Source organism: Tunturiibacter lichenicola (assembly GCF_051013355.1).
GTDB classification, from domain to species: domain Bacteria; phylum Acidobacteriota; class Terriglobia; order Terriglobales; family Acidobacteriaceae; genus Edaphobacter; species Edaphobacter lichenicola_F.
On record NZ_CP132944.1, the window covers coordinates 142,618 to 168,524 of the forward strand.

Consider the following 25,907-nt stretch of genomic DNA (forward strand, 5'->3'; position numbering starts at 1 on the left):
TTAAGCAAAGTTACTATCGTCTCCTCCGCCACCCGAACCGTCATCCCCAAAGTCACTGCCGCCATCGTCGAACGATGAGTCGTCCAGGTCATTGCTTCCACTATCGTCGGAGCCGGAAGCGCTATCGTCACCCGATCCGGAGAGCAAGTCATTGCGATCATCCGAACTTCTGTCATCCGAACTCCGATCGTCTCGGGACCCATAGTCCCGGTCTTCACGATCGCCCTCGCTCCTCTCCGCAGCGGACGCGTCATGTCCACCACGGTCACCCGCATCCCCGTAATAGTTGTTGACGACCTCCGGTCTCTGGCCACCATCGAAGCTCCCAAGACCCTCCCCGCCGCCATATCCAGCAGCATGACCAAACCCATGCATCAGCGACTCCACGCCCTCGAAGGCGAGCGCACCAGCGGCAACTCCAGCCGCCGTCTGCAAAGCACCCTGCAAAAATCCTCCACCACTGCCCATACCCATCGGCGCCCCATATTGCGGAGCACCATACCCTCCTCCAACCGGCCCATACTGCGGATAGCTCTGTATCGGCACCGGCGCATAACCTTGAGCAGGCGGAGGCGGTGGTGGTGGCGGCGCAGGAGCAGGCGCATCATTTCGTCCTAGCAAACTTCCCAGAAAACTCGAAGCATGCTTTGGCTCCGGACGCTGCTGCATCTGATCGATCTGCGCTTTAGCCTGCGTCAACTGCGCTTGCGCCTGCTCGAGCGCATACTTCTGCACAAGCACCGTCTGCGCCAGGATGTACAGCGCATCCGAATTACGCCCCAGCCCCTGCTGCAGCATCTGCTCCGCGTCCATATCCTTCTCTGCCAGCTGCGTCTTCTGCACGCGGTCGATAAGGCCGCCAATCATATCCTGTTCTTGAGGAGTCATCTCTAATCCTTTTCGTTGTCCTGATTCACTGCTCTCGGCGCCAGTCTCAATCGAGCGCCGACCAACTCATCCCCTAATGGACGCAAACCATAACCTAAAGTTGCTCCGACGCCAACACAATGCGCTACAAATCTCCTCCGCACAGTGCGTCACGCCCTGTCCAGATCAATCTACGCAAACGTACTTCGTTCTGTTTTCAAAGCTCTCGCCGAAACTCAACAGGAATCGGCAAAAACAGCGGATAAATCAACCACCAGATAGATTTACAAACTCCTAACACTCAAAGCATAAAGTCATCCGGTACTTCGAACGACTCATTTCACCTGACCGGAGATCCAATGCAATCTTTCTTCACAAAAACACGCAACTCGCAGCATCTCTTCCTGAAACTATTCGGCACCGTCTCCCTCGGCGCACTAGTGGCCAGTATTCCGGCCGCAGCCCAGGAGCCGGAGTTCGAAGCCGGCATCCACTTCTTCCCTGGCAATCTGGTCGTCAGCCGCAGCGTCTATGACGACAACGCCAACAACGTAAAGATCGGGGCTATGCTGCCGCCAAACTGCGCCAACACGGTCGGTTCGTGCGCCCCCGCAACCAACAACGGCAAGTATCCGTTCGTCTTCAACAACGTCATCCCTGATCCCGCCTTCGGCGTCACCGCAAAGATCTTCCTCGACCAGCTCACTCCCTCCGGATTCGTTCTCGACAGCCTAGAAGTCCCCAACAGCTCCCTGAAAAAGGTCCGCACCGAGAGCAACCAGCTCGTCACCAGCTTCAGTTCCAAATCCGAGATCGCTCTCAACCTCTCCACCGACGGCAAGCTCCTCACCTTCATGGGCTACGTCGCTCCAATCGACACCATCGACGCCTCAAACTCCAACACACCCGGCGCAATCGATCCCACCAACCCGGTTGGCATCAACTTCTACCGCGCCGTCGCCACCGTCAACCGCAATGGCAAGTTCACCTTCACCGAAACCAACGCCTACAGCGGTAACAACGGCCGCGCCGCAATCCTCAACAACACCAACGGCGAGAACTTCTTCTACACCTCTGGCAACGCAGGCAATGGCGCGAACCCGCAGCCCAACGGCGTCGTCCTTGGCGCAGGCGCGCAGTTCATCGAGCCCTCGAACGCACCCGAGAGCTTCCAGACACCCGTCGCACCCACGCCGCTCGCCAGTTTCTCCGTCACCGAACTCGGCGACAAGGCTGACAAGATCGGCAAGGACGATAACTTCCGCGGCCTGACCATCTTCAACAACGTCGTCTACTTCACCAAAGGCAGTGGCAGCAACGGCGTCGACACCGTCTACTTCATCGACACCACCGGCACCGCTTGCCCCAAGGGCGTCGGCGTCCCAGCCGTCGGAGCACCTCTTCCAATCTCTCCTCTCGCCGTTAATCTGAGCACGCTGCAGACCGCCGGCCTGTCAAACAACATGTGCATCCTCTCCGGCTTCCCGACGGCGCTGGCGAAGTCTGCCAACCCGGTCGCAGCTCCCTTCGGCCTCTTCTTCGCCAACGCCGACACCCTCTACGTCGCTGACGAAGGCGACGGTTTCACCGGCGACACCACCCTCTACACCCACGCCGCCGCACAAACTGCTGCCGGCATCCAGAAGTGGATCTTCAACTCCTCCACCCGGACCTGGAACCTCGCCTACACACTGCAAACCGGGCTGGATCTAGGCATTCCATACACGGTCAACCGTTACCCCACCGGCAACAACACAGCCACAAACCTGCCGTGGACTCCTGCAACCGACGGCATCCGCAACATTACTGGAACCGTAGACAGATTCGGCAAAGTCACCATCTACGGCATCACCTCAACCGTCAGCGGCGCTGGCGACGTCGGCGCCGATCCCAACCGCCTCGTAGCCGTCACCGATACCGTCAGCAACACCGACGCAACGAAGGCAGCGAAGGAAAAATTCACCATCATCCACAAGGCCGACTTCGCAGAGGTACTCCGCGGCGTCTCCTTTGCGCCCGGAACAAAGTAGCCAACTAACTCAACACACGAAAGATTGATAACGAACAGCATTCAATCGCGGCGGGAAAGATTCTTTCCCGCCGCGAGCTTCTTCAGCAATAACCTCGGTAGAAAACAGCAGAAGCCGCCACACACAGCGAAAACCATTTAAGCTAAATTCAAATGTCCTCCACAGAGACCACGCAAATAATTCGCCCCGCCCGCACGCTGCAAGGATCGGTCACCCTCCCCGGCGACAAATCCATATCGCACCGCTACGCCATGCTGGCCGGCATCGCCGCAGGAACGACGCGTCTCTCAAACTTCTCCACCGGCGCCGACCCACACTCTTCGCTCGCATGCATGGAAGCCCTTGGAGCGAAGGTCACTCACAAACCGGACAGAACAATCGAGATCACCGGCACCGGCGGCTCCTTCCAGCAGCCCGCCGCCCCGCTCGACTGCGGCAACTCCGGGTCGACGATGCGTATGCTCGCTGGCCTCATCGCCCCGCATCCCCACACCTTCACGATGATCGGCGACCACTCACTCACCCTCCGCCCGATGGAGCGCATTCGCAAACCTCTCGGCAAAATGGGCGCCAAAATCGACCTCGTCGACGGCCATGCCCCCATCACCATCCACGGCGGCCCGCTCCACGCAATCGACTTCGAAACCCCTATCCCCAGCGCGCAAGTCAAAACGGCCGTTCTCTTCGCCGGCCTGCAAGCCAACGGCACCACCAGCCTCACCGAGTCCATCCGCACACGTGACCACTCCGAGCATGCCCTCCGAGCCTTCGGGGCCACGCTTACCCGCAGCGCCTCCTCAGGTGCCGACACAACAAAACTAAGCATCGCCGGCGGCCAATCCCTCACCGCAATTGACGCCACGGTGCCGGGCGACCTCTCCTCTGCAGCCTTCTTCCTCTGCGCCGCGTTGCTCTTCCCCGACTCCAACCTCATCCTCGACGGCGTCGGCATGAATCCCACCCGTGCCTCCCTGCTCGACGTCATCACCGCCCTCGGCGGCAAGATCAAGATCCTCAACGTCGAAGAACATCACGGCGAGCTTACCGGCACGATCCAGGTAAATGTCTCTCCCAACGGCCTGCGAGGCATGCACATCGACGGAGCACTCGCCGCACAGATCATCGACGAACTACCGGTCCTCGCAGCGATCGCGCCTTACACCACCGACGGAATAACCATCCGCGACGCGCAGGAGCTTCGCGTAAAAGAGTCCGACCGCATCGCACTCGTCGCCAAGAACCTGCGTGCCATGGGTGCCAAATTCACCGAACACGAAGACGGCCTCGTCATCCCAGGCAATCAGCAACTTCACGGCGCGGTGATCGACTCCGGTAGCGACCATCGCATCGCCATGGCATTCTCCATCGCCGCTCTACGCGCTACCGGCGACACAGAAATTCACGGAGCAGAAGCCGCCGCCATCAGCTTCCCCGAGTTCTTCACCCACCTGAACGATCTCGCTCTTCGCTAAAAGCGATTCAGGCTCAGGCGACCATATGATCAATTAGCGACAAGCTCTGCTCAACACGCATCTTCCGCGCCTCAACACTTGGCGCGTAGACGCGGAGTAGATCGTCCAGCGCCCCTATGACGCTCTCTGCGGAGATCTCATCGAGCTTATAGTTCTCCGGAACGGTATCGCGATCGGCGCCCCGAAGAATCCTAACGTTGGCCACCTTCAGCGGCAGCCACTCCAATGGCTTTTGCCACGATGGCCCCAGCACCACCATCGGCGTCTTCATCGCACGACCGACATGCATCGTTCCGGTATCGAGCGTCACCATTACATCGCTCATTGCCAGCACTGCCGCAAGCTCTGTCACATTGGTCCGTCCCGCAATCGATGTCCCAAGCCCTCCAGAGGCCTCGCGGATCTCGTCAATCCCCGCCGCATCGCTCGCAGTCCCGGCATAGACAACCGCACACCCATGCCTCTCCGCCGCATGTCGAATCACCTGCGAAAAGCGGCTCGTATGCCACCCCGTCGCCTGTCCACCACTGCCTTGCATCACCATCACAACCAACGGTCGACCATCAGGATTCGCCTCCGCCAGCAGCGCCCGTGCACTATCTGCATTCTTTTGTGAAAAGAAAACACGCGGCTCAAAAGCATCTGCCTGACACCCGACCACTCCAGCAAGTCGAAGGTTATTGTCGATCAAGCTAAACCCAGCGTCATACTCCAAAGGCCGTTGATACAACGTTGCAGCCTTGAGGTTGAAACCACCCCTCCACCCACCTGCCCCAAGCACCGCAAGCAGTGCGATCCTCGTCCGTTGGTCCGAAGCACCGGTCAACACGCAGTCCGGCTCAACATTCAACGCCTTCAACTGCGCTCTCAACGAAAGCACAGCGGCCTTCAGATCAACAGTCGGCGTCGGAGTTTCAATCACATGATCGACGTAGGTCGAATGACGCAGTAACTGCACACCCAACCCATACGTCGCGACTGAAATCGTAATCTCCGGACGACAACATTTGAGCGCCTCATACACCGGCGTCAAGTGCACACAGCATCCCAGCGGCACTTGATACTCCAGAATGAGTACCTGCTTCACGCCAGCAGCATCGATCGCCGCAACACTCTTCCGAAAAACTCTTTCAACAGAAAGCAGCGAACGAAGCAACATCCTTCCCCTTATTCGAGCAACATCCTCTGCACGACTTTCAAAATGCGATCCACGTACACTCGATTGTACTGTCCAGCGCAACGGCCTTCCCAAGCGCATCATCTGCTAGCATTGCCAAAGAAAGCTATCCATCTCATGCGAGTTACTCAGGCCGTCTTTGGGGTCTTCCATCACTTCGAGCTAGCGCACCAGTTGCACCGCCGCAATCATCTCCAGAAGATCTACTCCACTTGGCCGTGGGCGCGCCTCAAACGCGAAGGCCTGCCCCGCTCTCTCGTCGGCTGCTACCCTCTCCTCCACACAACGGACTACCTCCTCAGCCAATACCGTTTTTATCCGGACTGGCTCTCAGCGAAGATGACCTCCTGGGCCGCCCTCAGCTTCGACCGTTGGACGAACAAAGTCATAGCCCCCTGCGACGCCTTCATTGCGATCTCCGGCGCAGGCCTTCTGACCGGTCGCACCGTTCAGGCGCGTGGTGGCAAGTTCATCTGTGACCGCGGCTCAACACACCAGCGCTATCAGGAGAACGTCGTCGCAGAGGAATACCGCCGCTGGAAGGTCCCACTCCCTCTCAGCAAACCGCACATCACTCTGCGTGAAGAGGAGATCTACGCCACCGCCGACGCCATCACCGTCCCCTCGACCGCGGCAAAGCGATCCTTCGTCCAGATGGGCATCGCGCCAGAGAAGGTCCACGTCATACCCTACGGTGTTCGCCTCGATCAGTTCACCCCGACGGAGACGCCATCGTCAGACTCCTTCGAGGTACTCTTCGCAGGCCAAGTCAGCCTTCGCAAAGGAGTGCCTTACCTTCTTCAAGCATTCGCCCGTTTGAAGCATCCCAAAAAGCGCCTCACCATCGTAGGCGCCATTCAGGAAGATATGCGCATACTCCTGACAACCCTGCCAATGGAAAACGTAACCGTCACCGGTTCAATGCCCCAGGCCCAACTCGCAAAAAAAATGAGCGCCAGCCACCTGCTCGTTCTACCCAGCATTGAAGAGGGGCTCGCACTCGTTCAGGGTCAGGCGATGGCATGTGGATGCCCGGTCCTCGCAACAACAGCCACTGGAGCAGAAGACCTCTTCACCGACGGCGAACAGGGCTTCATCGTTCCCGACCGCGACGTAGATACTCTCACCGAGCGCATGCAACAAATAGCCGACGATCCAGCGCTTCAACAAAGACTCAGCGAAGCATCTCTTGTGCGCGTAAAAAATCTTGGCGGCTGGGATCAATACGGTGACACCTGGGACCGCCTTCTCCACCAACTAACCGGTCAACCAGCTGACTGAATTTCCAATCATGCAAGCCACTTACATCTTGTAGCGGCCCATATCGTCGTCATTCAAGTTCTCAAGCCAACGCCGCATCTCCTCAGCGTTCACATTCTGAGAGCCGCTAACCGTCAGCTTAGAGTTCTCCAGCACCTCGCGATTGACGTAGATCGGACAATCCCACCGCAGCGCCAGCGCGATTGCATCCGACGGCCGCGCATCCATCGCGATAGTCTCGCCACCGTGATCCATCCAGATAACCGCGTAAAACGTATCATCGCGCAGCTCGGAAACCACCACCTTCCGAACCTCAGCGTTCAACCCGCGAGCCATATTCTGCAACAGATCATGCGTCATCGGACGCGGCGTCGCGGTCTTCTCCAGCTCCAGCGCAATCGCATTCGCTTCAAATATCCCAACCCAGATCGGAAGCACCATATCACTCGCGACATCTTTCAGCACGATGATCGGCATGTTGGTAATCGGGTCCATCATCAGCCCGCGAATCTGCATCTCCACCTCATCCGGAGTCTGCACGACGGGTTGAGTCGAAGAAGAAGTCATCAGTTGAGCACCACAAAATCCGAACCACGTTGAACCGGCACAAACGGCATCGCATCCGCATCGGCAATTGCTTCACCGACCAGGCAGTTCGGCAAAGTCTGCGTAATTTGAACCGGCAAATACCTCCCAATCGGTGGCTGAGCCTGCACAATCTGCGCGGTCGTAAAGTTCACCGTCTTGTTCTGCGAGCTGCGCCCAACAACCTGGTTGCGGGAATGGTTATAGCTCTCCACCATCACCTCCTGCACCTCACCAAGATGCCGCCCGTAGTGCTCGCGCTGAATCTCCCGCTGACGATCCATCAAAATCCGCAGCCGCTCCGTCTTCACTTCATCCGGGATACTATCGGTCATCGTCACCGCAGGCGTATTCGGTCGCGGCGAAAACTTGAACGCAAACACCGCGTCGTACTTCACCTCGCCAACCAGCGTAATCGTCTCTTCAAAGTCAGCATCCGTCTCACCCGGGAACCCGACGATCATATCGCTCGTGATGCTGATGTCGCGCTTCGCCGCCTTGATCCAGCTCATACGTTCCAAGTACCACTCGCGCGTGTACTCCCGCGACATCGCCTTCAACACCGCAGTCGAGCCTGACTGCACCGGCAGATGAATGTGGTCACACAGCGTCGGAGTATCGTCGATCGCCTGCACAATATCCCGCGTAAAATCCCTCGGATGCGACGTCGTAAACCGCACTCGCCGAATCCCCGGCAGCTCACCAACAGCCACCAGCAACTCCGCAAACGACATCCTCCCCGAAGGGTCGCGGTACGAGTTCACATTCTGCCCGAGAAACTGAATCTCCGTGAACCCAAGATCCACCATCTTGCGAGCCTCGACCATCACAGAAGCAGCAGTCCTGCTCCGCTCCTTGCCGCGCGTATAAGGAACCACGCAATAAGCGCAGAACTTATCGCAACCCTCAATGATCGTGATGTACCCACGATGCGGATTCGACCGCGCCGTAAACTCCGTCTCAAACGTCAGCTCCGTCTGCCGGTCATCGAGCCCCGTAATCCGCTCTTCCCCAGCCTCGAGCCTGCGCAACATCTCCGGCAGATTCCGATACGAAGCCGACCCCGCCACCATCGACACATACGGAGCCTTCTCGAAGATCTTTTCGCCCTCCTGCTGCGCAACGCACCCCAGCACGGCGAACTTCTTCCCCTCGCCCTGCAGCTTTTTGTACTCATTCAGCCGGTGAAAAACCTTCTGCTCCGCCTTATCCCTGATCGAGCAGGTGTTATACAGGATCAACCCGGCAGCATCCTCATCCTTCACGCGGGCGTACCCCTGCTGCTCCAGCGTTCCGATGACCTTTTCCGAGTCATGGGCGTTCATCTGGCAGCCAAACGTCTCAATATAAAAAGTCTTGCTCACACTTGTAGTATAGCTGTTCGCTACTTAGGGCTGATATTCAGATGATATTCTTCAGGCATGAGTAACTTACGGCCCATTGCGATAGCAAAAATGGTTAAGGCAATTCCTTCGTTCCACTATTTTGAAGATGGTATGGCTACGTCTCACGTAGCAGATTTCCTGGTAGATCCAAAATTTATACGATCCTATCATCAAGGCGTAAAGACGGGTTCATGGCACGGAAGCGACCTGCGGTGGCGTGTCTACAACGCATGCTGGGCGGCATCACAGGCCCTTTCCCTGCCCGGAGATTTTGTTGAGTGCGGTGTGAACCGTGGCGGGATATCAAGAGCGGTCATGGAGTACATAGACTTCGCTTCACAAGATCGTCTTTTTTTTTTACTCGATACGTATAAAGGATCGGTCGATGTCGCTGAGCCGAATCAACTTGATTATCAAGAATGCTATGAAGATGTGCTCCAGACCTTTGCGCCTTTTCCGAACGCGAGAGTAATTCGAGGTCTTGTACCTTCCACTCTTACTTCCATAGACTCAGAAACTATCTGCTATCTTTCAATCGATATGAATAATCCAGAGCCTGAGATTGCGGCATTGCGCTTCTTCTGGCCGCGCTTAGTCAGCGGAGCAGTTGTTTTACTCGACGATTACGCTTATTCAGAACACTATCGCTCCAGCAAAAATGCCATGGATGCACTTGGAACTGAGCTGGGATTTCGTGTGCTCACAATGCCCACTGGGCAGGGAATGATAATAAAACCGTGCTGAAATTTAGATCCTATCGATAATGAGAGACGAAGACTCATGCTATGGCAGATTTTGGACGCTACAGATTGAGTTGCAGCAAACTCTACCAAGAGATAGGTAGCGAGAACAAGCAATTGTCTATATCGATTGTCGACGTTGATTTATCCTTTATTCGTGTTCTCATCCACAGTTCCTAGATTTGTAATTCGAATGCTGGCAGTGTTTGTGCTTGCAACTACACTTACCTCATGCTCGTCTGAATTTGAACCAGCGTATCCATTTAGCAAGGCATTAGATGAGACAACAGTGTTCATGGGTGATTCCATTACATGGTTCTGGCCAATGCCCGAACACAACGAAGGAATATCTGGTCAGCAAACCTATCAGATGTTGGCTCGATTTCAAGCAGACGTTCTAGGCCATGGTTACGAACGCGTCGTGATTTTGGGCGGAACAAATGACATCATCCTCCCTCCCCATGACCTGTCGCGTGTTTCAATAAACCTCGATGCAATGGCAACAATGGCACGGACTGCCGGCATGGAAGTGATCATCTGTAAGTTACCGCCTATTACTTGGGCTGGAAACGATTTGAATTCACAGGTGGGCATCGTGAACGAGTCGATTGCAGCACTTGCAAGTGAAAAGGGATACTTGCTTGTTGATTACAACTCACCCATGGCTCACCATCCAGACTATTTCCGGGATGGTGTTCACCCGAAACCTATTGGCTACGCCGTCATGGAGTCGGCTCTTGCGGAGGTTGTAAAGTTCTGATTTGGTAGCGCCAACGGGGATCGAACTCGTACTCTCAGCCTTGAAAGGGCCGCGTGTTACCCAGTTACACCATGGCGCCACACACACTACTTGAGCGGGTCGTAAACCCCATCAAAATCTTCGCGTTTCGGCGGACTCCAACCCGACGTCATCCCATTTCCATTAAGGCTCCGGACGCGCCAGACAACCGACCCATAGTGGAAGCTGGCAAAAAAAACCTGGTACTCCGTGTCCTTGGAAGTAGCAGTAAGTTGAAAGACCCTTCGGTGAGGAGATTGGGCGGTTGTATCCACGTTCTCACTATCACGCAGCGTCACCTGAATCTGCTTGCTCTCATAAACACTTCCGGGAGGATTTATGAACTGTAACTCCACCTGGTAGAAGACCTGGCACTTCGCAGGCTGGTTAAGAACACGCGTAACCGCGATCGAGTATCGAGCAGTCGGTGCACTGCGAATGAAACCCTGATGAATCGGCTCCGAGGGCTGAGGCACAGGAGCATCGTTGCAGCCGGGCGAAGCCATATAACCGAGCGACGCAGCGATCCGATCAATCGTCTGCGGGTTAGGATCTTCTCGTCGCGAATTCGCGATCCAGGCCGGCTGATCCTTCGGCTTCGCAGGGCAGCCTTGCTTGTCAGTAAAGCTGTCCGGCGGCGAGTTAGCACAACGATCCATCGAGTCAGGCACGAAGTCGCCGTCTTTATCCCCGGATGTCACATAAGCAACGGCCCAAGTGTGACTATGCTCAGCCAGAGCGAGCTTCGACCGGCGATCCTGCACCTCGCTTACGTAAGCATTCATCGTGATCTTATGCGCCAGAAAGAGTTTCGCAAGACGAGCGAACTCAACCCGCATCGCCGCTGCGTAAGCCGCATACGCCGGATCAGTCACACCATTGCACCGGATCATGCTCGTCTGGTACACAAGGTCTGCCTTATCCTGAGTAGCCCCACCCTTCAGAGCCTTTCGCGACGCGGCCTCTGCTCCGATCTCACACGGATCGTCCGCACCACTCACCGTAGGAGTCTTCTGTGCGTGAGCCATCGAAGTGCCCACAATGATCATAAGTAAAAGCAGCCGCCTCATCATGGCATCACCTCGGAGGCCGAAGTAAGAAAGGCAATCTCCGCACCCATCCCATCGAAGAGAGTCTGACGGTAGTAATCATTCGCGCCCGCAGTCTCCTTATAAAACTTGATCGCCAGATCCTTATCCACGAGATAAGTAGTAGACATAACCGGATTGAAGGGAAACGTGCCGAAGTTACCGGACGCGAGCCCAGTCGAAGAATCGAATGTATCCTGCCCCAGCGACGTCACCAGATCACGCACCGGAATATCTTTTTCATGCCCGGGATGCGACCTACGATAATCGAGAATCTTTTTGCGCCATTTAAAAGCATTGACGAGGATTGGCTGAAGACTGAACGCCTGCTCTCGCGTACTCGCATTCTTGTAACGCAGATCGTCCCACACGTCTTGCACGGCATCCTCGTACGGTCGATGACCCCAACCACTGGTAGCTGCGACGTGCATCGGAACCGAAGCATCGCCAAGCGCATGCAGAACGTTGCCAAGATACCGCGTAGGCCGAACATCCGTCTGATCGCGGAAGTTACGCCAGCCAAAGTAGGCCAAATTGTCCACCGGCTCGAACGCTACATGCGCAAAGGTATATGCATTCCACGTTCCCTTCGCCCGAGAGGCCGTATCACTGAAGCCGTCATCCGCAGAGTGAATCTGATAGTTCTTGACCCCGTCGGACTTGTCCGGTTTCACCGACAGGCCGACGAGATCGGTCACAGCCATCAGCACAACCTCGACCGTATCGGGAGCGCCATTAAAAGCAATATCGGTCTCAAGCCCCTGATGGTCGTCATACTGATTCGTTGCGGTCGGCCACAAGTTGATAAAGTGCCACACTCCAACAAAGTCGTCGCCCTTGATGTCACCGATCCCCGGAATAAAGGAGTCGACGTAGTTCACCGGATCGGAATCCTTCGCGGCGTCCTTCGCGTCGTCCGCGCATTTGCTGCACCCCCCAAAGATGCATTCGAAGAGACAGTAGACCGCGATAAGAATCACTCCTACGCCTTTATCCCAAAGCTCGCTGATCTTCTTCTTAACAGCGCCAAGGCCAAGCGCGTTGGTTGGCCGAATCTCGAGATGCGTATCGTCCAGCTGATCGTCGATGCTGGCTGCATAAAGCCCCAGTACAGTCCCGGTGTAGTCAGAGGATGTATTTGTGACGTCGAACATCCCGCCGGGCTTATACGTAGTCGCCCCGCAGCCGGCGGTGTCGGTCAGGTAGTCGGGAGACACCGGATGCGAAACGGCACCCATAACTCCCGTTGCCCAATCGTTCCCCACGCCAATGTAGTCGTAGTCGGCGCCGCACTGAGATTGCCTCTTCGGCAGTCCCGTCGGAAGCTGTTGCAGCCTGCGAGTCGCAGCCTTCAGATCAGCGATGAACTGAGTCCATTCGCCCGGATCAACGCCCTGCGGCGGTGTACTGCCAAAGCCTGGGCTACCCGCGGCGACCATGATCTCGTAACTGATCTCGGTCATGTCGTAGTGAACTTGATGGTTGTGAGCAAAGACTCTGGTCGGAAGAAACAGCAGACCAATCGATAGGGCGGCAACAAACCGTCGGAAGTCAGGTCGCATGACCGACTCTCCTTTCAATTTGAAAAATTAGAAGGAAGGGGCCGCGAACCGTTCTTTGCGTAAGTAAACCACGGTTTTCCCAAATAGCTGAAAATTATTCGAGGAGAATCAACGATATAAAGCACTTCAATTGCGCGGGTAAGCCTCACAAGCACTCAATACATGAATAACTTACGTTTGACTAGCTCGCGCACCTCTTCAACTACCATGCGATAGCGTAGCGGGCGTATGACCACTGTTTCATCAATAAATTTTGCGGAGAAGTTTGGTAGCGCCAACGGGGATCGAACCCGTACTCTCAGCCTTGAAAGGGCCGCGTGTTAACCAGTTACACCATGGCGCCAAAACACGAAATGCAGAAGGAAAGGATTGGTAGCGTCAACGGGGATCGAACCCGTACTCTCCGCCTTGAGAGGGCGGCGTGTTAACCAGTTACACCATGACGCCAGAAACCTTACAGGAGAGGAACTTCTCTACTGCTACTACCAAATTATATCAGCTAACGACGCTGCAGAGCGACCCTCGCCCGCCTGAAAAGAAGCCCTTACAGCCCCAACTTCTTCACCTCGTCGTTGTAGTACTTGCGGTACAGGATGTCCCACTCCTGCGACCCTTCGACGATGATCTTTCGTTGCGAAGCGATCTTCTGCCGCGCCGCTGCATCGATCTTCGTCTCTTCCATCAACAGCTTCTCCAGCGCCTTACGCGCCTCCTGCCGGATCGTATTCCGATCCTCCAGAAAGTCCACCTCAGGAATCTCCGCAAGGGTGTCGGCAACCGTATGAGCCAGCTTATTCAGCTTGTCGCGAGAGATTCTCACAGCACCGCCTTATACTTGCGGGCCAGTTCGTTCTTCACCTTCTTGAACATCTCCGGATAGCTCGCCCCGCTCTTTCGCATATCATCCTGAAACGCCTCCAGGATCACCCGAACCTCGTCATTAATCCGGTCTTCCAGAGCTAGTTCGTCGACCATCCCAGCGGTGACTCGCTCGTTGACCAAAGCCGGTTTGTCCGTGTGGATCATCTTCTCGGCGACCAAATGCTTCACTGTCTGGCGCGCCAGGTATCCAACATAATCTTTTGAAAAAATCATTTGACTTTCCTTCGAATATAACACGCTACTCACACAAGCCGTCCGAGGTGGACTACTTGTGCTTAGGCATCGGCTTATGCGGGCAACTCTCAGTATTCAGGCACGTATCCGCCAGCCGCAACCGCTCTACCGGACGCCCATACACCAGGTGTTCACTCACAATCTCCTCCACATCCTTCACATGAACAAACCCATACCAGACAGCATCGGGATACACCACAACGACCGGTCCATGCTCACACTGATCCAGACACCCCAGCTCATTGGCGCGAACCTGCCCCTTCAAACCCGCGTCCCTCACGGCGTCTTTGAACGCTGACTTCAGCTTCTTACCACCCGAGTGACCGCAACTCGGTCGAGGAGCGCTCTCGTCCCGTTCGTTCACACAAATAAAGAGGTGATGCTTAAACTTCGCCAATCTCGGTGTCCCTTCTGCTAGCCTGCTGATCCTGAATAAGTTGATTCCTGTGCGATGCACCGGTGTTTCTGAGACAATAACTATCGAATGCAACCTGACAATCTTATCTCGCTCAAAGACGACATGGTGGCGTTTATCGCTGGCCACGGCATGCGTCGGCTCAATGCCTACGTCACAGAAGAAGTCCCAACCGTCATCTTCGAAGAAGAAAACCCCGATGGCTGGAAGGACTTCGTCGAACACGCCAAGGCAGCAGGCGCGCCCTTCGTCACCATGAGCGAAGTCATCCTTGAAAAGTCCGACGTCGCTATCCTGCTCGACCAGCTCCGCGACCAGAGCTTCCCCGACGACGCCTCCGAAGACCTCGACGACGCCGAATACCTCGTCAACCACGTCGGCAAAGTCGGCTATCTCCAGCTCGGCTTCGCCCACCAGGGCGTCATGTTCATCTTCGAAGTCGCGACCGAGTGGTATGACAGCTTCCAGAGCCTCATGGAGACCGTCACCGACCTCGGCGGCATCATCGTGGACAATCACGGGAGCGACGAGTAGATCCAAGCGGTCACCGTGCAATTTAAACTTCCCCCCAAAGTCTTCGTCGAGCGCCCCTGCAACTCGTCCGTGCGCGACGCCTACGTCGATGCTGGCGCGCCGCACCACATCGCCGACTTCCTCGGCCGACGCCTCGATACCTTCATCGACTGGCAGCTGATAGTCTCTCCAAAACTCTCGGCCATAGCCGACCCCGGCGCCATTCCGACAATGGACCGCGCCGTAGAGCGAATCGTCCGCGCCATCCTCCAACACGAACGCATCGCCCTCGCCTGCGACCACGATATGGACGGCACGGCCTCAGCCGCAGTCCTCTGGTCCGCGCTCGTAGACTTCTTCGGCGGCGAGCCCCACCGCATCACCGTCGTCACAAGCCACCGCCTCACCGAAGGCTACGGAATCAGCGAACCCGTCGTCTCACGAATCGAGAGCTTCGGTGCCACCCTCGTCATCTCAGCCGACAAAGGAAGCAGCGACGAACCACGCATCGCCACACTCGCCGCCAGCGGAATCGACGTCGTAGTCACCGACCACCACGTCATACCCCAGGCAGGCCCGCCTCAATCTGCGTACGCTGTCGTCAATCCATCACGACTCGACGCCGAATACGACCGGCACGTCTGTGGCGCAGGCGTCGCATTCTTGGTAATGGCAAAAGTGAGAAGCGCTCTACTCGAAAGAGGCGCCTTCGCACAAATCCCCCCTTTAACCAGCCTCCTCGACTACGTAGCCGTAGCCACAATCGCCGACTGCGTCTCCCTCTCCCCCGGCGCGAGCCTGATCAATCGAGCATTCATTCGCCGCGGGCTCGATCAGGTCCGATCTCAATCCCGCCCCTGCTGGGAGGTCTTCGCACAAGAACAGCAAGGCGAGATAGACGCCGAAACCATCGCCTTTCGCATGGCCCCCGCCATCGCAGCCGCAGGCCGACTCGACTGGGCCGAATCAGGATTTCGCTTCCTCATCTCAAAATCAGAGACAGAGGCTGCCCTGTACTGGAGCGAACTCAAACGCGAAAACTCCGAGCGCCAAACCATCGAGCGAAGACTCCGTCACGAAGCATTCCCCCGAGCCGCACAAGTCACAGGCCCAGCCATCGTCCTCTTCTTTGAGGACGGCCACTCCGGCGTCCACGGCATCACTGCAAGCCGCGTCGTCGAAGCATTCGGCAAGCCCTGCGCCATCTTCGCGCCAAAGGGCCACGGTGCCCGATCAACTGCATCCGCGGTCGTCGAAGGCCTCGCCAGCGGCTCGTTCCGCTCGATCCCCACCGTCGACGTGCAACGCGCCCTGCAACACGTAGCCAACGCCCACCCCGGCCTGCTCCTCTCCCACGGAGGCCATCAAGCCGCCGCCGGAGCAACGATCCAGATCAACGATCTCGACCAATTCCAACAAGCCTTCTCCGAAGCAGTCGCGCATCAAACCGCCGGAGCCGCCGAATCCAAGCCAACCATCTGGACCGATGGTGAACTCGACGCCATCTCCCATACCTGGGACGCCATGCAAGCCTTCGACAACATCGGTCCCTTCGGCCGAGGTTTCGACCCACCCATCTACTCCGGCACCTTCTGCGTCGACACATACCACGCCATGACCGAAGGCCAGCACGCCAGACTGCGCCTACGCCGCGGCGACCTCGTCATCTCCGCCGTCTGGTTCAACATCGAATCCGCACTAGATCGTCTCCCCTTCACCGGAGACCACCTGAACATCGCATACCGATTAGCTCGTCGCAGCTATCAAGGCGTGGCGAGCCTGCAAGCAACAATCATCGCAGGCTCACTCCAATCCCAATAACGACATCAACACCTATTTAGCCGTCAACACCGGCGTCTCATCAAACTTGAATCGCGTCACATTCCAGATGTTCTTGCAGTACTCCTGAATAGACCGATCCGAAGAAAACTTGCCGATACGCGCCGTGTTATAGATCGCCATCTTCGACCATCTCTCCTGATCAAGAAACGTAGCGCAGACGCGATCCTGGCAATCCACATAGTCCTGATAATCGGCAAACAAGAGATAAGGATCGCTATACATCAACCCCTCAACCAGCGGACGAAACAGATTCTTGTCCCCACGCGAGAACCTGCCCGAGACGATGCTGTCCACAACCTCCCGCAGAAACGGATTCGACTCATAAATAGCATGCGGATGATAGCCAGCCGCCTTAGTCGCAGCCACCTGCGCCGCTGTAAGCCCAAACAGAAAAAAGTTCTCGTGCCCCACAGCATCGCGAATCTCAATGTTGGCGCCATCAAGCGTACCAATCGTCAAAGCGCCGTTCATCGCGAACTTCATATTGCCAGTACCCGAAGCCTCTTTGCCCGCAGTCGATATCTGCTCACTAAGATCGGCCGCCGGATAGACCAACTGCCCAAAGGTGACGTTGTAGTCAGGCAAAAACACCACTTTCAAGCGACCCTTCACCTGAGGATCGTTATTGATCACCTCCGCGACAGAATTAATGAGCTTAATAATCAACTTCGCCATAAAGTATCCAGGCGCAGCCTTTCCTCCAAACAGAAACGTACGCGGCGTAGTATCTTGTTCGGGATCTCTCTTCAACCGCAGATACCGCGTCAGGATATAAAGAACATTTAGATGCTGCCGCTTGTACTCGTGAATCCGCTTCACCTGCGCATCGAACATGGAGTGCGGATCAACCGTGATGCCGGTCGTCTGCGCAATGTACTGTGCAAGCCGCACCTTGACAGCATGCTGCACACCACGCCAGTCGGCACGAAACGCTGAATCGTCGACATAAGCTTCCAGCTGCTTCAACTGCTCAAGATTACAGATCCACCCCGTCCCAATCTTGCTGATCATCAGCTCGCTCTGCTCAGGATTGGCCACAGCAAGCCACCGCCGCGGCGTAACGCCATTCGTCACGTTGACGAACTTCTCCGGCCACAGTTCATAGAAATCATGCAGCACGTCACTCTTCAATAACTCAGTATGAAGTTGTGCAACACCATTGATGTGTTGGCTGCCGACACACGCCAGAAAAGCCATCCGAACAAACTTCTCGCCCTGCTCATCGATGAGCGACATCCGAGCAACCCTCGCCTCATCGTTCGGAAACCGCTCACGCAGCATCTTCACGAAGCGCGCATTGATCTCGTAAATAATCTCGAGGTGACGCGGCAGCAGCGAAGCAAACATTGGCAGCGACCACCGCTCCAGCGCCTCCGGAAGCAGCGTGTGATTCGTGTAGTTGAACGTATGCGACGTGATCTTCCACGCATCATCCCAGCCAAGACCATGCACATCCACCAGAAGCCGCATCAACTCAGCAACGCCGATCGAAGGATGAGTATCGTTCAGCTGAACCGTACACTTCTCGTCGAAGTTCTCCATCGAGTTGCCATAGCTCTGATGCCGACGAATCATGTCCTGCAGCGAACATGAAGTAAAAAAATACTGCTGCTGTAGACGAAGCTCTTTCCCCTGAAGCTCTTCATCATTCGGATACAGCACCTTGGTGATGTTCTCCGCAAAGACCTTCGCCCCCACTGCCCCTGAGTAATCTCCGCTATTGAAGCGCTCAAAATAAAAAGACTCCGTAGCCTCTGACCTCCACAAACGCAGCGTATTCGCAACGCCAGAGCGATATCCCAGAATCGGCGTGTCGTACGGAATCCCCTTGACGATGGTCTCCGGCGTCCACTGCACCTTGTACTCACCAAACGAATCAGTCCACGCCTGCGTGTGCCCACCGAACCCCACCTCAACGTCTGACTGCGATCGTCGAATCTCCCACGGATTACCAAATCGCAACCAGTAATCCGTCAGCTCGACCTGCCACCCATCATGAATCTGCTGATGAAACATCCCGAACTCATAACGAATGCCGTAGCCCATCGAAGGAACAGCCGTCGTCGCCAGCGAATCGAGATAGCACGCCGCAAGCCGACCCAACCCACCATTGCCAAGCCCAGGCTCACTCTCCTGTGCAATCAGGTGATCGAGGTCGAGATCCAACTCCGCCGTCGCCTGACGAATGGAATCCTGAAGTCCAAGATTGAGCAGATTATTTGCCAGATGAGGCCCCATCAAAAACTCAGCCGACAAATAATAGACAGTGCGTACATCCTGTTTCTCGTAGTCTTCCTTGGTCAAAAGCCATCGCGCCAGAATCCGGTCTCGCACCGTATACGCGAGCGCCATGAAGTAATCCAGATCGGTCGCAACCTCGCGTCGCTTCCCAACTACGTAAAACAGGTTGTCCAAGATCGCCTGCTTGAGAGCCGGTACAGAGTTACTCGTCCGGTCGTCTTCAATAATCGGTTCACAGTCTTTGGATGGATTCGCTTTCATAGCATGCCTCGTTCCTATTGGTGGGATGCTGCACTTGGCTCGTACAACCCGAACGGATAACGACGCTGGCCCAATCGTGCCGCTGTGAAGAAGATGCTAGAGGCTGTTTCGAATGGATAGCAACAAAATCTTGAGAACTTTACAAGCGCTGTGCATAAGACTCTACGCGCAACTCAAGCGATACGCGTCACCAGCCAAAAATTGCTAACCCTGCGGCGGTCCCTGTGGCTGAGTCGGAGCAGGCGCAGTCTGAGCAGGTCCTGGAGCATCCTGAATTCGTTGCTCCTCCTGCCCCGGCTGTGCAGGCGGAGAAAGCGGCTGCTCGGGAGCACTCTGTATCCGAGGCTCAGCCTGCTGCTCCTGCTGCAACTTCAAACTCTGTTGCACCACCCCATTCAACTCCTGCTGCTGCCTCTGCGAAGCCGACTCCTGCTGCTTCAGCAACGCCGCATCACGCCTCTGTTGCGCCTCATCCGCAGCCCCTGTATCAACTACTGGTGGCGGCGTAACTGGTGGAGCAACAACCTTTCGCCTCCGCGGCCGCGAAGCTGTAACATTCGTGTCCGGCACATCTGCATCATCCGGAGGAAAATCAGATGGCGACGGCGCAGCCCGCGGAGCAGTGCGAACCACCGGCTGCGCAACCACCGGCGCTGCCTTCTGCTTGCATCCCTGCGCCAAAACCGCAACCAGCCCTAACGCCATAACCCCACCAATCTTCGCCAAACCATCGTTCATCGCAACCTCGCTTCTCATTGGACGCATCTTCCCACGTCGCGGACCCACGAGGCCAGCAGCGAGACGCAAAGATGACAACAAAACGACCTCTCCATGTCCCCCGCTCGCGGTTCCGTCAGTTCACACAATCGAAAAGCATCTATGGCCTAATCAAATACATATGTTCAGACACGCTCGTCGCATCTCGGCCTTTGTCATGCTCCTGCTCGCCGCGTCATCGCTTCAGGCAGCCAACAAAAAAGTAGTAGTCATCTCCATCGACGGCCTTCGCGGCATCACGCTCGCCTCCCTCTCCACCCGCAACCTCCACACCGCAAACCTCAACGAGTTCGCCCAGGGCGGCGCCCTTGCCGACGGCCTCATCGGTGTCTACCCCACCGTCACCTATCCCAGCCACACCACCCTCGTCACCGGCGTCTCTCCCAGCCTCCACGGCATCTACGCCAACGGCATGTTCGACCCCGAACACCGCCTCAACGGCGCCTGGTACTGGTACGCCCAGCAGATCCAGCGCCCGACCCTCTACACCGTCGCCAGACAAAAAGGCCTCACCACCGCCGCCGTCTCCTGGCCCGTCACCGTCGGCGCACAAATCGACCACAACTTCCCCGAGTACCGCAATCCCGAAACCGAAGAAGGCGTCCTCCTCTACGCCGGCCTCTGCACCCCAGGCCTCATGTCCGCATTCGAGAAGACCCACGGCCCCCTCGACCGCGAGCACATCGACGACGATCTCCGCGCCAGCATGGCCAACTTCCTCATCTCCACCTACAAACCCGATCTCCTCTTCGTCCACCTCATCGACATGGACCATCAGCAACACCTCCACGGCCCAGACTCGCCCGAGGCCTTCACCGCCCTCGAAAACATCGACCGCCTCATCGGCACCATTCGCCAGACCGTCAAAGCAGCCGAGCCAAACGATCAGGTCGACTTCATCGTCGTCAGCGATCACGGCTTCCAGCCAGTCGCCAAAGAGTTCCACCCCAACGCCGTCCTCAGCAGCCTCGGCCTCGCAGGCACCGAAGAAAACCCCGAAAAGTGGCGCGTCTTCGCCTTCGAAAGCGGCGGCTCCTTCGGCCTCGTCGCCCACGACCCCAACGACACCGAAGCCATCACCCTCGCCAATGACGCATCCAAGCAACTAGCCAACGAAGGAGCCTGGGGCATCGATCAGGTCTACGACACCGCCCAGACCAAAGCCCTCGAAGGCTACCCCAACGCCTTCACCTCCGTCAGCCTCAAACCCGGCTACGCCATCGGTGGCGGAGCCTCAGGCCCATGGATCACCAGTTCGAAAGACCTCAAGGGCATGCACGGCTACGCCCCCGGCCCCAAAGAGCTCGACGCCTCATTCCTCGCCTTCGGTCCCGGCATTCCCCACCGCCACATAGCCCGATCCAAACTGGTCGATGTAGCCCCCACAGTAGCCCACATCCTCGACCTTCAAATGACCAACGTAGAAGGACACGACCTGCTCCAGTGATAATCAAAACTGAGCGAAGCGCGGACCAAAATCCGCCTTCGCTCGACACCAAAACCTGCAACACCCATCCGAAAACAAGCAGCCCTGAAAATAAATCTCAAAAGCCTGTCACTTTTTTCGTCACGAAAAAACGTGGTGCTAACGAACCACATTCACCACACATTCCACCACAAAAACACCATCAAAACACCACGTTCAGACACGCAATTTCCGCAAAACCCCAGCAAAAACGCACCTCCACCACACCAAAAAAATCCGCTCCACGGTAAATAATCCACCTAATCTTTAATCGGATTATTCTTCAACGAAGCCTCCACGATCACCGTATTGTGCCCTTCCACCAGCACCCACTTCCCCTCCCTGCGCACAAAGACCTCAGTCAAAACATTTCGATTCGCTGGCTGCGGACGCCCATCCGTCGTCGTATAAGCATCCGCCGGAATCACCTCTGTCACAACCACCGCATCCGGCGCAACCAGCCTCATCGCCATCGTCTCCGAATCATGCAACTGCCGATTTTTAAATATCGTCTGGTGAAAGGCCTCATGCGCCCGATACACCTGATCCTTCCCCTTCCACCACATCCCCACCACATTCACCCACTCCACATCGTCGCTCATGCAACTAACAAAAGCCTTCATATCATGCCGATTCCACGCATCCTGCATCCCCTGCAGCTCTGCCCGAATCTCCGCCGCATCTTTCTCAGGAACCGTCGCCGCCTGCGCACCCGCAACGCCGTCTACGCCAAGCATCGAGCTCAGCGCCAAAACTGCAAACCACCGTTGTGTAGTTGTCATGCGCTAATTTAGCGTGCAAGCGCCGCATCTTCGAAGACTTTTTCCGAAAAAACATCTCACTTCGCGCGAGGATGCGTCTCGTCATAAACCTTTTGCACCTGACCCACAGTCAGCTGCGTATACCTCTGCGTCGTCGACAACCGTTCATGCCCCAACATCTCCTGAATCGCCCGCAGATCCGCACCTTCCTCCAACATATGCGTCCCAAATGCGTGTCTCAGCGTATGCGGATGCACATCCGCAGCCAGCCCGCGACTCAACGCAATCGCCTTCACAATCCTCCCCACACTCCGCGTCGTCAACCGGCAATCCCCACGCATCCGCAGATTCATCATCAGCGGCCCTTCATGCACCAACGCACCTTTGCCCGCCGCCATCAGCTTCGCTTCACGCAGCGGCAGATACGCACGCAACGCCGCCGCCGCTTCATCACCGAGCGGCACCAACCGCTCCTTCTTCCCCTTACCGCGCACCAGCACCGCATCATCGCGCCACTTCACGCTGCCCATATTCAGCCCCACCAACTCCGAGTTTCGAATTCCACATCCATACAACAGCTCAAAGATCACCCGGTCCCGCTCCGGCCACGCCGCAGCCTCAACCTCGTCCTTCTTCGCCGCACCATCCCCATCAAGCGAATTTAGAACCCGATTCACCTCTTCCACACTCGGCACTCGCGGCAGATGCTTCGGCAGCTTCGGCGTACTCACCAGCAGCGCAGGATTCTGCGCGACCTTACCCTCCTTCGCCAGCCACTTGAACCAGCTCCGCACCGCTGCCAGCGCTCTCGCCGCGCTCGCCTTGGTCAAACCCCGCTCATACAGGATCCCCAGATAAGCCCGAATATGCAGATGCTCCACCACACTCACGCTCGCACGCTTCCCCAACGTCTCGCCGAGATAAGCCGCAAAACTCCTCACCTCTCGCGCATACGCCCGCACCGTATGCTCCGACGCCCCGCGTTCATTCGCGAGCATCGCCAGAAACCCCTCCGCCAGCCTTTCGAACTCACTCACTTCTTCCCGCATAAATCCTCAACTTTCGGGGGACTCTGCTTACTTATCAGCCACACAAGACACGTTCACGGAACAAAAGCCGGGTGCCCCATATCTCGATTTTGAGATGTGGGCATCGTGCAAAGCACGACCGCTCCCGCCCATCTCCGTCCTCAACCTAACTCGCCACAACCCGCCGCCGTCCTCGCGGATGATGCTCCCGATGCACCTTCTTCAAATGCCCCAGCGCCACATGCGTATAAACCTGCGTAGTCGCTATATCGGCATGCCCCAGCAAAGTCTGCACACTTCTCAAATCCGCCCCATGCTCCACCATGTGCGTCGCACAACTATGCCGCAGCATATGCGGACTAGCCTTACTCCCCGTCCCCGAAACCGACCGCACCATCTCCCACACCCACTGCCGCGTCAGCGCCTTCCCCCGCACACTCAAAAACAGCGCCCGCTGCAACGAATGATGTGCCTGCTGCAACCCACTCTTCACCAACCCCGGCCGCCCCAGCGTCAAATACCGCTCCATAGCCTCCACCGCCGACCGTCCGAGCGGCACAATCCTCTCCTTATCGCCCTTACCTCTCACCTGCGCCCTGCCCTGATCGAGATGCACATCCTCCACTCGCAGCGAACAGATCTCCCCCACCCGCAGCCCCCCCGCATAGAGCAACTCCAAAATCGCGTGATCCCGCAGCGCCAGCCCATCCGCATCCGCGCTCCTGGCCACCACACCCGTCCGCTCCAACATCTCCGCCACCTCTCCCTCGGCAAGCGACTTCGGCAGCACCTTCCAACTCGCAGGCGTCTCCACATTCACCGTAGGATCATGCGTAATCCGCTTATCCATCAGAAGCCAGCGATAAAAACCACGCAGACAGCTCAGCTTTCGCGCAATCGACCGCGACTCCACCCCGTGCCCTCGCAGCCCTTCCATAAATCCACTCACATCCGACTGTGTCGCTCCAATCAGCAGCCCATTGTGTCCTTCAACATGCTCGGCAAACTGCTCCAAATCTCGCTGGTACGCTTCACAGCTCGCCGGCCTCAGCCCCTTCTCTACCCGCAGATACGCTACAAACTCCCGCACCGTCCGCGCGTTCCCGCCAACCTGCCCAGTCTCGTGCATAGAAGTCGATTATCCCGCCCCACAAACCTCCGTGCGCCCCAACTCGCACCCCGAACCCACCTAGCCACGCACCAAGCCCGCCACTTGCCAGAAAAGAGAGCCCTCCCAAAAGCCGAAAAAATAATCCCGACCAAAAGGAGGACCCAAACAAAATCATCTGCCCAGACAAGTTAAAAAGGCGTGCAAACGCCCGCACGAATCGGGGTCCCCACGAACAGGTCTTCGTTCGTGGGGTGGCAAGCGCAGTGGGCCCGTCCGGCAGGACAAGCCTTTCCGCAAACCTAAAACCGCGGAACATCCGCCAAACGATTCGCATTCTGGAACGGCACCATCCACCCCGGATACTCCGGCGGCAGCGTGCTCACCTCATCCAGCTTCTTCATCTCCTCCGCGCTCAGCACCAACTCCGCCGCAGCCAGATTCTCCTTCAACTGCTCCTGCTTCTTCGCCCCAATAATCATCGAAGTCACAAACGGCTTAGACAGAATCCACGCCAGACTCACCGTAGCAACCGAGACTCCACGCGCCTCTGCAATCGGACGAATTACATCCAGCACATTCCAGGTCCGCTCCTTATCGACGATCGGGAAATCAAAGTTCGACCGCCGCGATCCCTCCGGCTTCTGATTCTCCCTGCTGAACTTGCCCGACAGCAGCCCTCCCGCCAGCGGACTCCACACCAGCAACCCCATCTTCTGATCCTCAAGCAGCGGCACAATCTCCCTCTCCAACTCCCTCCCAACAATCGAGTAGTACGCTTGCAACGTATCGAACTTCACCAGGTTCTTCATCTCCGAGATCCCCAGAGCCTTCATAATCCGCCACGCATGCCAGTTCGACACCCCGACATACCGCACCTTGCCCTGCTGCACCAGCGTATCCAGCGCGCGAATCGTCTCCTCAATCGGCGTCACCAGATCCGTCGCATGAATCTGGTACAGGTCGACATAGTCCGTCTGCAGCCGCTTCAAACTTGCATCGATCGCATCCATAATGTGTCCACGCGAAGCCCCAACATCGTTTCGCCCCTTACCTGTCCGGCCAAACGCCTTCGTGGCAATCACAACATCTTTTCGCGCAATCCCGAGGTTCTTCAGCGACTGCCCAACCATCGTCTCCGAGTGTCCGTCTGAATAAACATCTGCAGTATCGACAAAGTTCACCCCGGCCTCCACCGAAGCCTTGATCAACTCATCGGCCTCCGCTTGCTTCAGGCCGGCAATCTTCTCCCAAATGCCGTCGACACTTCCAAACGTCATCGCTCCCAGACAGATCTGCGACACCAGCAAACCCGTATTCCCCAATGTCTTGTATTGCATCGAACCACCTCATCATCCAGATTGAGCCTCTCAACGAAGCTCCACCGATAAGATTGAAAATCCGCTCCTCTGATTCATGACTTCCGTGAATAAATC

At 56.7% G+C, this 25,907-nt stretch carries 23 protein-coding genes and 3 tRNA genes; 8 read left to right on the forward strand and 18 right to left on the reverse strand.

The window, feature by feature from the left end; genetic code table 11:
- Window positions 1-888 carry a DUF2076 domain-containing protein gene (locus tag RBB82_RS00635; RefSeq protein ID WP_433973192.1) on the reverse strand — a complete coding sequence of 296 codons (888 nt, stop codon included), beginning with the start codon at window positions 886-888 and terminating at the stop codon, window positions 1-3.
- Between the two features lie 338 nt (window positions 889-1,226).
- Between RBB82_RS00635 and RBB82_RS00640 the strand changes: the two genes are divergently transcribed.
- Window positions 1,227-2,897 (forward strand): hypothetical protein, encoded by a 1,671-nt coding sequence (locus RBB82_RS00640; protein WP_433973193.1) that lies wholly within the window; start codon window positions 1,227-1,229, stop codon window positions 2,895-2,897.
- Between the two features lie 152 nt (window positions 2,898-3,049).
- On the forward strand, window positions 3,050-4,369 hold the full coding sequence (gene aroA, locus RBB82_RS00645; RefSeq protein ID WP_433973194.1) for a 3-phosphoshikimate 1-carboxyvinyltransferase: 1,320 nt from the start codon (window positions 3,050-3,052) through the stop codon (window positions 4,367-4,369).
- A gap of 13 nt (window positions 4,370-4,382) precedes the next feature.
- Here aroA and RBB82_RS00650 read toward each other — a convergent pair whose 3' ends face one another.
- Complete coding sequence (locus RBB82_RS00650) at window positions 4,383-5,528, reverse strand: glycosyltransferase family 9 protein (protein WP_433973195.1); 1,146 nt, start codon at window positions 5,526-5,528, stop codon at window positions 4,383-4,385.
- 135 nt (window positions 5,529-5,663) lie between these two features.
- Between RBB82_RS00650 and RBB82_RS00655 the strand changes: the two genes are divergently transcribed.
- The gene (locus RBB82_RS00655; protein WP_433973196.1) at window positions 5,664-6,827 is read left to right on the forward strand and encodes a glycosyltransferase family 4 protein; all 1,164 of its coding nucleotides are present in this window, start codon (window positions 5,664-5,666) and stop codon (window positions 6,825-6,827) included.
- Between the two features lie 21 nt (window positions 6,828-6,848).
- Here the strand turns inward: RBB82_RS00655 and RBB82_RS00660 are convergent, their stop codons facing one another.
- Window positions 6,849-7,373, reverse strand: a complete 525-nt coding sequence (locus tag RBB82_RS00660; RefSeq protein ID WP_433973197.1) for a bifunctional nuclease family protein — start codon at window positions 7,371-7,373, stop codon at window positions 6,849-6,851.
- On the reverse strand, window positions 7,373-8,755 hold the full coding sequence (miaB, locus tag RBB82_RS00665; protein ID WP_433973198.1) for a tRNA (N6-isopentenyl adenosine(37)-C2)-methylthiotransferase MiaB: 1,383 nt from the start codon (window positions 8,753-8,755) through the stop codon (window positions 7,373-7,375). The genes RBB82_RS00660 and miaB overlap by 1 nt, the downstream gene beginning before the upstream one ends.
- Before the next feature lie 57 nt (window positions 8,756-8,812).
- Here miaB and RBB82_RS00670 point away from each other — a divergent pair, with 57 nt between their 5' ends.
- Window positions 8,813-9,520: a TylF/MycF/NovP-related O-methyltransferase gene (locus RBB82_RS00670; RefSeq protein ID WP_433973199.1), complete on the forward strand. Its 708-nt coding sequence runs from the start codon at window positions 8,813-8,815 to the stop codon at window positions 9,518-9,520.
- A 189-nt stretch (window positions 9,521-9,709) separates the two neighbouring features.
- Window positions 9,710-10,276 carry a GDSL-type esterase/lipase family protein gene (locus RBB82_RS00675; RefSeq protein WP_433973200.1) on the forward strand — a complete coding sequence of 189 codons (567 nt, stop codon included), beginning with the start codon at window positions 9,710-9,712 and terminating at the stop codon, window positions 10,274-10,276.
- Window positions 10,277-10,278: 2 nt separating this feature from the next.
- Here the strand turns inward: RBB82_RS00675 and RBB82_RS00680 are convergent.
- The 8 genes from RBB82_RS00680 to RBB82_RS00715 all read right to left on the reverse strand — a co-directional run bounded on the left by RBB82_RS00680 (window position 10,279) and on the right by RBB82_RS00715 (window position 14,457).
- Window positions 10,279-10,355: transfer RNA gene (locus tag RBB82_RS00680), tRNA-Glu, on the reverse strand.
- A 7-nt stretch (window positions 10,356-10,362) separates the two neighbouring features.
- Window positions 10,363-11,367, reverse strand: coding sequence for a hypothetical protein (locus RBB82_RS00685; RefSeq protein ID WP_433973201.1), 1,005 nt, complete (start codon window positions 11,365-11,367; stop codon window positions 10,363-10,365).
- Window positions 11,364-12,944 carry a hypothetical protein gene (locus tag RBB82_RS00690; protein WP_433973202.1) on the reverse strand — a complete coding sequence of 527 codons (1,581 nt, stop codon included), beginning with the start codon at window positions 12,942-12,944 and terminating at the stop codon, window positions 11,364-11,366. Before RBB82_RS00690 ends, RBB82_RS00685 begins: the two co-directional genes overlap by 4 nt.
- A gap of 266 nt (window positions 12,945-13,210) precedes the next feature.
- Window positions 13,211-13,287 (reverse strand) — tRNA-Glu (locus RBB82_RS00695).
- Window positions 13,288-13,314: 27 nt separating this feature from the next.
- A tRNA-Glu gene (locus tag RBB82_RS00700) sits at window positions 13,315-13,391 on the reverse strand.
- A 97-nt stretch (window positions 13,392-13,488) separates the two neighbouring features.
- Window positions 13,489-13,764 (reverse strand): DUF507 family protein, encoded by a 276-nt coding sequence (locus RBB82_RS00705; protein ID WP_179582933.1) that lies wholly within the window; start codon window positions 13,762-13,764, stop codon window positions 13,489-13,491.
- Entirely contained in the window at window positions 13,761-14,039 is a 279-nt protein-coding gene (locus RBB82_RS00710; protein WP_260739869.1) for a DUF507 family protein, read from the reverse strand. Before RBB82_RS00710 ends, RBB82_RS00705 begins: the two co-directional genes overlap by 4 nt.
- Before the next feature lie 52 nt (window positions 14,040-14,091).
- Window positions 14,092-14,457, reverse strand: coding sequence for a (2Fe-2S) ferredoxin domain-containing protein (locus tag RBB82_RS00715; protein ID WP_433973203.1), 366 nt, complete (start codon window positions 14,455-14,457; stop codon window positions 14,092-14,094).
- Between the two features lie 87 nt (window positions 14,458-14,544).
- Here RBB82_RS00715 and RBB82_RS00720 point away from each other — a divergent pair, with 87 nt between their 5' ends.
- On the forward strand, window positions 14,545-15,009 hold the full coding sequence (locus tag RBB82_RS00720) for a hypothetical protein (protein WP_433973204.1): 465 nt from the start codon (window positions 14,545-14,547) through the stop codon (window positions 15,007-15,009).
- Window positions 15,010-15,024: 15 nt separating this feature from the next.
- Window positions 15,025-16,809: a single-stranded-DNA-specific exonuclease RecJ gene (locus RBB82_RS00725; protein WP_433973205.1), complete on the forward strand. Its 1,785-nt coding sequence runs from the start codon at window positions 15,025-15,027 to the stop codon at window positions 16,807-16,809.
- A gap of 12 nt (window positions 16,810-16,821) precedes the next feature.
- Here RBB82_RS00725 and RBB82_RS00730 read toward each other — a convergent pair whose 3' ends face one another.
- Together RBB82_RS00730 and RBB82_RS00735 are read right to left on the reverse strand one after the other, a co-directional pair.
- Window positions 16,822-19,332 carry a glycogen/starch/alpha-glucan phosphorylase gene (locus tag RBB82_RS00730; RefSeq protein ID WP_433973206.1) on the reverse strand — a complete coding sequence of 837 codons (2,511 nt, stop codon included), beginning with the start codon at window positions 19,330-19,332 and terminating at the stop codon, window positions 16,822-16,824.
- 204 nt (window positions 19,333-19,536) lie between these two features.
- Window positions 19,537-20,088 carry a hypothetical protein gene (locus RBB82_RS00735; protein WP_433973207.1) on the reverse strand — a complete coding sequence of 184 codons (552 nt, stop codon included), beginning with the start codon at window positions 20,086-20,088 and terminating at the stop codon, window positions 19,537-19,539.
- A 142-nt stretch (window positions 20,089-20,230) separates the two neighbouring features.
- Here RBB82_RS00735 and RBB82_RS00740 point away from each other — a divergent pair, with 142 nt between their 5' ends.
- The gene (locus RBB82_RS00740; protein WP_433973208.1) at window positions 20,231-21,556 is read left to right on the forward strand and encodes an alkaline phosphatase family protein; all 1,326 of its coding nucleotides are present in this window, start codon (window positions 20,231-20,233) and stop codon (window positions 21,554-21,556) included.
- 278 nt (window positions 21,557-21,834) lie between these two features.
- Here the strand turns inward: RBB82_RS00740 and RBB82_RS00745 are convergent, their stop codons facing one another.
- The 4 genes from RBB82_RS00745 to RBB82_RS00760 form a co-directional block, all read right to left on the reverse strand.
- On the reverse strand, window positions 21,835-22,356 hold the full coding sequence (locus RBB82_RS00745; RefSeq protein ID WP_433973209.1) for an SgcJ/EcaC family oxidoreductase: 522 nt from the start codon (window positions 22,354-22,356) through the stop codon (window positions 21,835-21,837).
- A 56-nt stretch (window positions 22,357-22,412) separates the two neighbouring features.
- Window positions 22,413-23,384: a tyrosine-type recombinase/integrase gene (locus RBB82_RS00750; RefSeq protein ID WP_433973210.1), complete on the reverse strand. Its 972-nt coding sequence runs from the start codon at window positions 23,382-23,384 to the stop codon at window positions 22,413-22,415.
- A 145-nt stretch (window positions 23,385-23,529) separates the two neighbouring features.
- Complete coding sequence (locus tag RBB82_RS00755; protein ID WP_433973211.1) at window positions 23,530-24,492, reverse strand: site-specific tyrosine recombinase; 963 nt, start codon at window positions 24,490-24,492, stop codon at window positions 23,530-23,532.
- Window positions 24,493-24,773: 281 nt separating this feature from the next.
- Complete coding sequence (locus tag RBB82_RS00760) at window positions 24,774-25,811, reverse strand: aldo/keto reductase (RefSeq protein ID WP_433973212.1); 1,038 nt, start codon at window positions 25,809-25,811, stop codon at window positions 24,774-24,776.
- Between the last annotated feature and the right edge of the window lie 96 nt (window positions 25,812-25,907).

What these genes read in the sequence shown, in the direction of transcription:
- RBB82_RS00710 (WP_260739869.1), bottom strand. Translation starts at nt 14,039, where the DNA reads ATGATTTTTTCAAAAGATTATGTTGGATACCTGGCGCGCCAGACAGTG.
- RBB82_RS00720 (WP_433973204.1), top strand. Translation starts at nt 14,545, where the DNA reads ATGCAACCTGACAATCTTATCTCGCTCAAAGACGACATGGTGGCGTTT.
- RBB82_RS00635 (WP_433973192.1), bottom strand. Translation starts at nt 888, where the DNA reads ATGACTCCTCAAGAACAGGATATGATTGGCGGCCTTATCGACCGCGTG.
- RBB82_RS00750 (WP_433973210.1), bottom strand. Translation starts at nt 23,384, where the DNA reads ATGCGGGAAGAAGTGAGTGAGTTCGAAAGGCTGGCGGAGGGGTTTCTG.
- RBB82_RS00640 (WP_433973193.1), top strand. Translation starts at nt 1,227, where the DNA reads ATGCAATCTTTCTTCACAAAAACACGCAACTCGCAGCATCTCTTCCTG.
- RBB82_RS00755 (WP_433973211.1), bottom strand. Translation starts at nt 24,492, where the DNA reads ATGCACGAGACTGGGCAGGTTGGCGGGAACGCGCGGACGGTGCGGGAG.
- RBB82_RS00650 (WP_433973195.1), bottom strand. Translation starts at nt 5,528, where the DNA reads ATGTTGCTTCGTTCGCTGCTTTCTGTTGAAAGAGTTTTTCGGAAGAGT.
- RBB82_RS00690 (WP_433973202.1), bottom strand. Translation starts at nt 12,944, where the DNA reads ATGCGACCTGACTTCCGACGGTTTGTTGCCGCCCTATCGATTGGTCTG.
- RBB82_RS00735 (WP_433973207.1), bottom strand. Translation starts at nt 20,088, where the DNA reads ATGAGAAGCGAGGTTGCGATGAACGATGGTTTGGCGAAGATTGGTGGG.
- RBB82_RS00745 (WP_433973209.1), bottom strand. Translation starts at nt 22,356, where the DNA reads ATGACAACTACACAACGGTGGTTTGCAGTTTTGGCGCTGAGCTCGATG.
- RBB82_RS00740 (WP_433973208.1), top strand. Translation starts at nt 20,231, where the DNA reads ATGTTCAGACACGCTCGTCGCATCTCGGCCTTTGTCATGCTCCTGCTC.
- RBB82_RS00655 (WP_433973196.1), top strand. Translation starts at nt 5,664, where the DNA reads ATGCGAGTTACTCAGGCCGTCTTTGGGGTCTTCCATCACTTCGAGCTA.
- RBB82_RS00660 (WP_433973197.1), bottom strand. Translation starts at nt 7,373, where the DNA reads ATGACTTCTTCTTCGACTCAACCCGTCGTGCAGACTCCGGATGAGGTG.
- RBB82_RS00760 (WP_433973212.1), bottom strand. Translation starts at nt 25,811, where the DNA reads ATGCAATACAAGACATTGGGGAATACGGGTTTGCTGGTGTCGCAGATC.
- RBB82_RS00685 (WP_433973201.1), bottom strand. Translation starts at nt 11,367, where the DNA reads ATGATGAGGCGGCTGCTTTTACTTATGATCATTGTGGGCACTTCGATG.
- RBB82_RS00670 (WP_433973199.1), top strand. Translation starts at nt 8,813, where the DNA reads ATGAGTAACTTACGGCCCATTGCGATAGCAAAAATGGTTAAGGCAATT.
- RBB82_RS00675 (WP_433973200.1), top strand. Translation starts at nt 9,710, where the DNA reads ATGCTGGCAGTGTTTGTGCTTGCAACTACACTTACCTCATGCTCGTCT.
- RBB82_RS00730 (WP_433973206.1), bottom strand. Translation starts at nt 19,332, where the DNA reads ATGAAAGCGAATCCATCCAAAGACTGTGAACCGATTATTGAAGACGAC.
- aroA (WP_433973194.1), top strand. Translation starts at nt 3,050, where the DNA reads ATGTCCTCCACAGAGACCACGCAAATAATTCGCCCCGCCCGCACGCTG.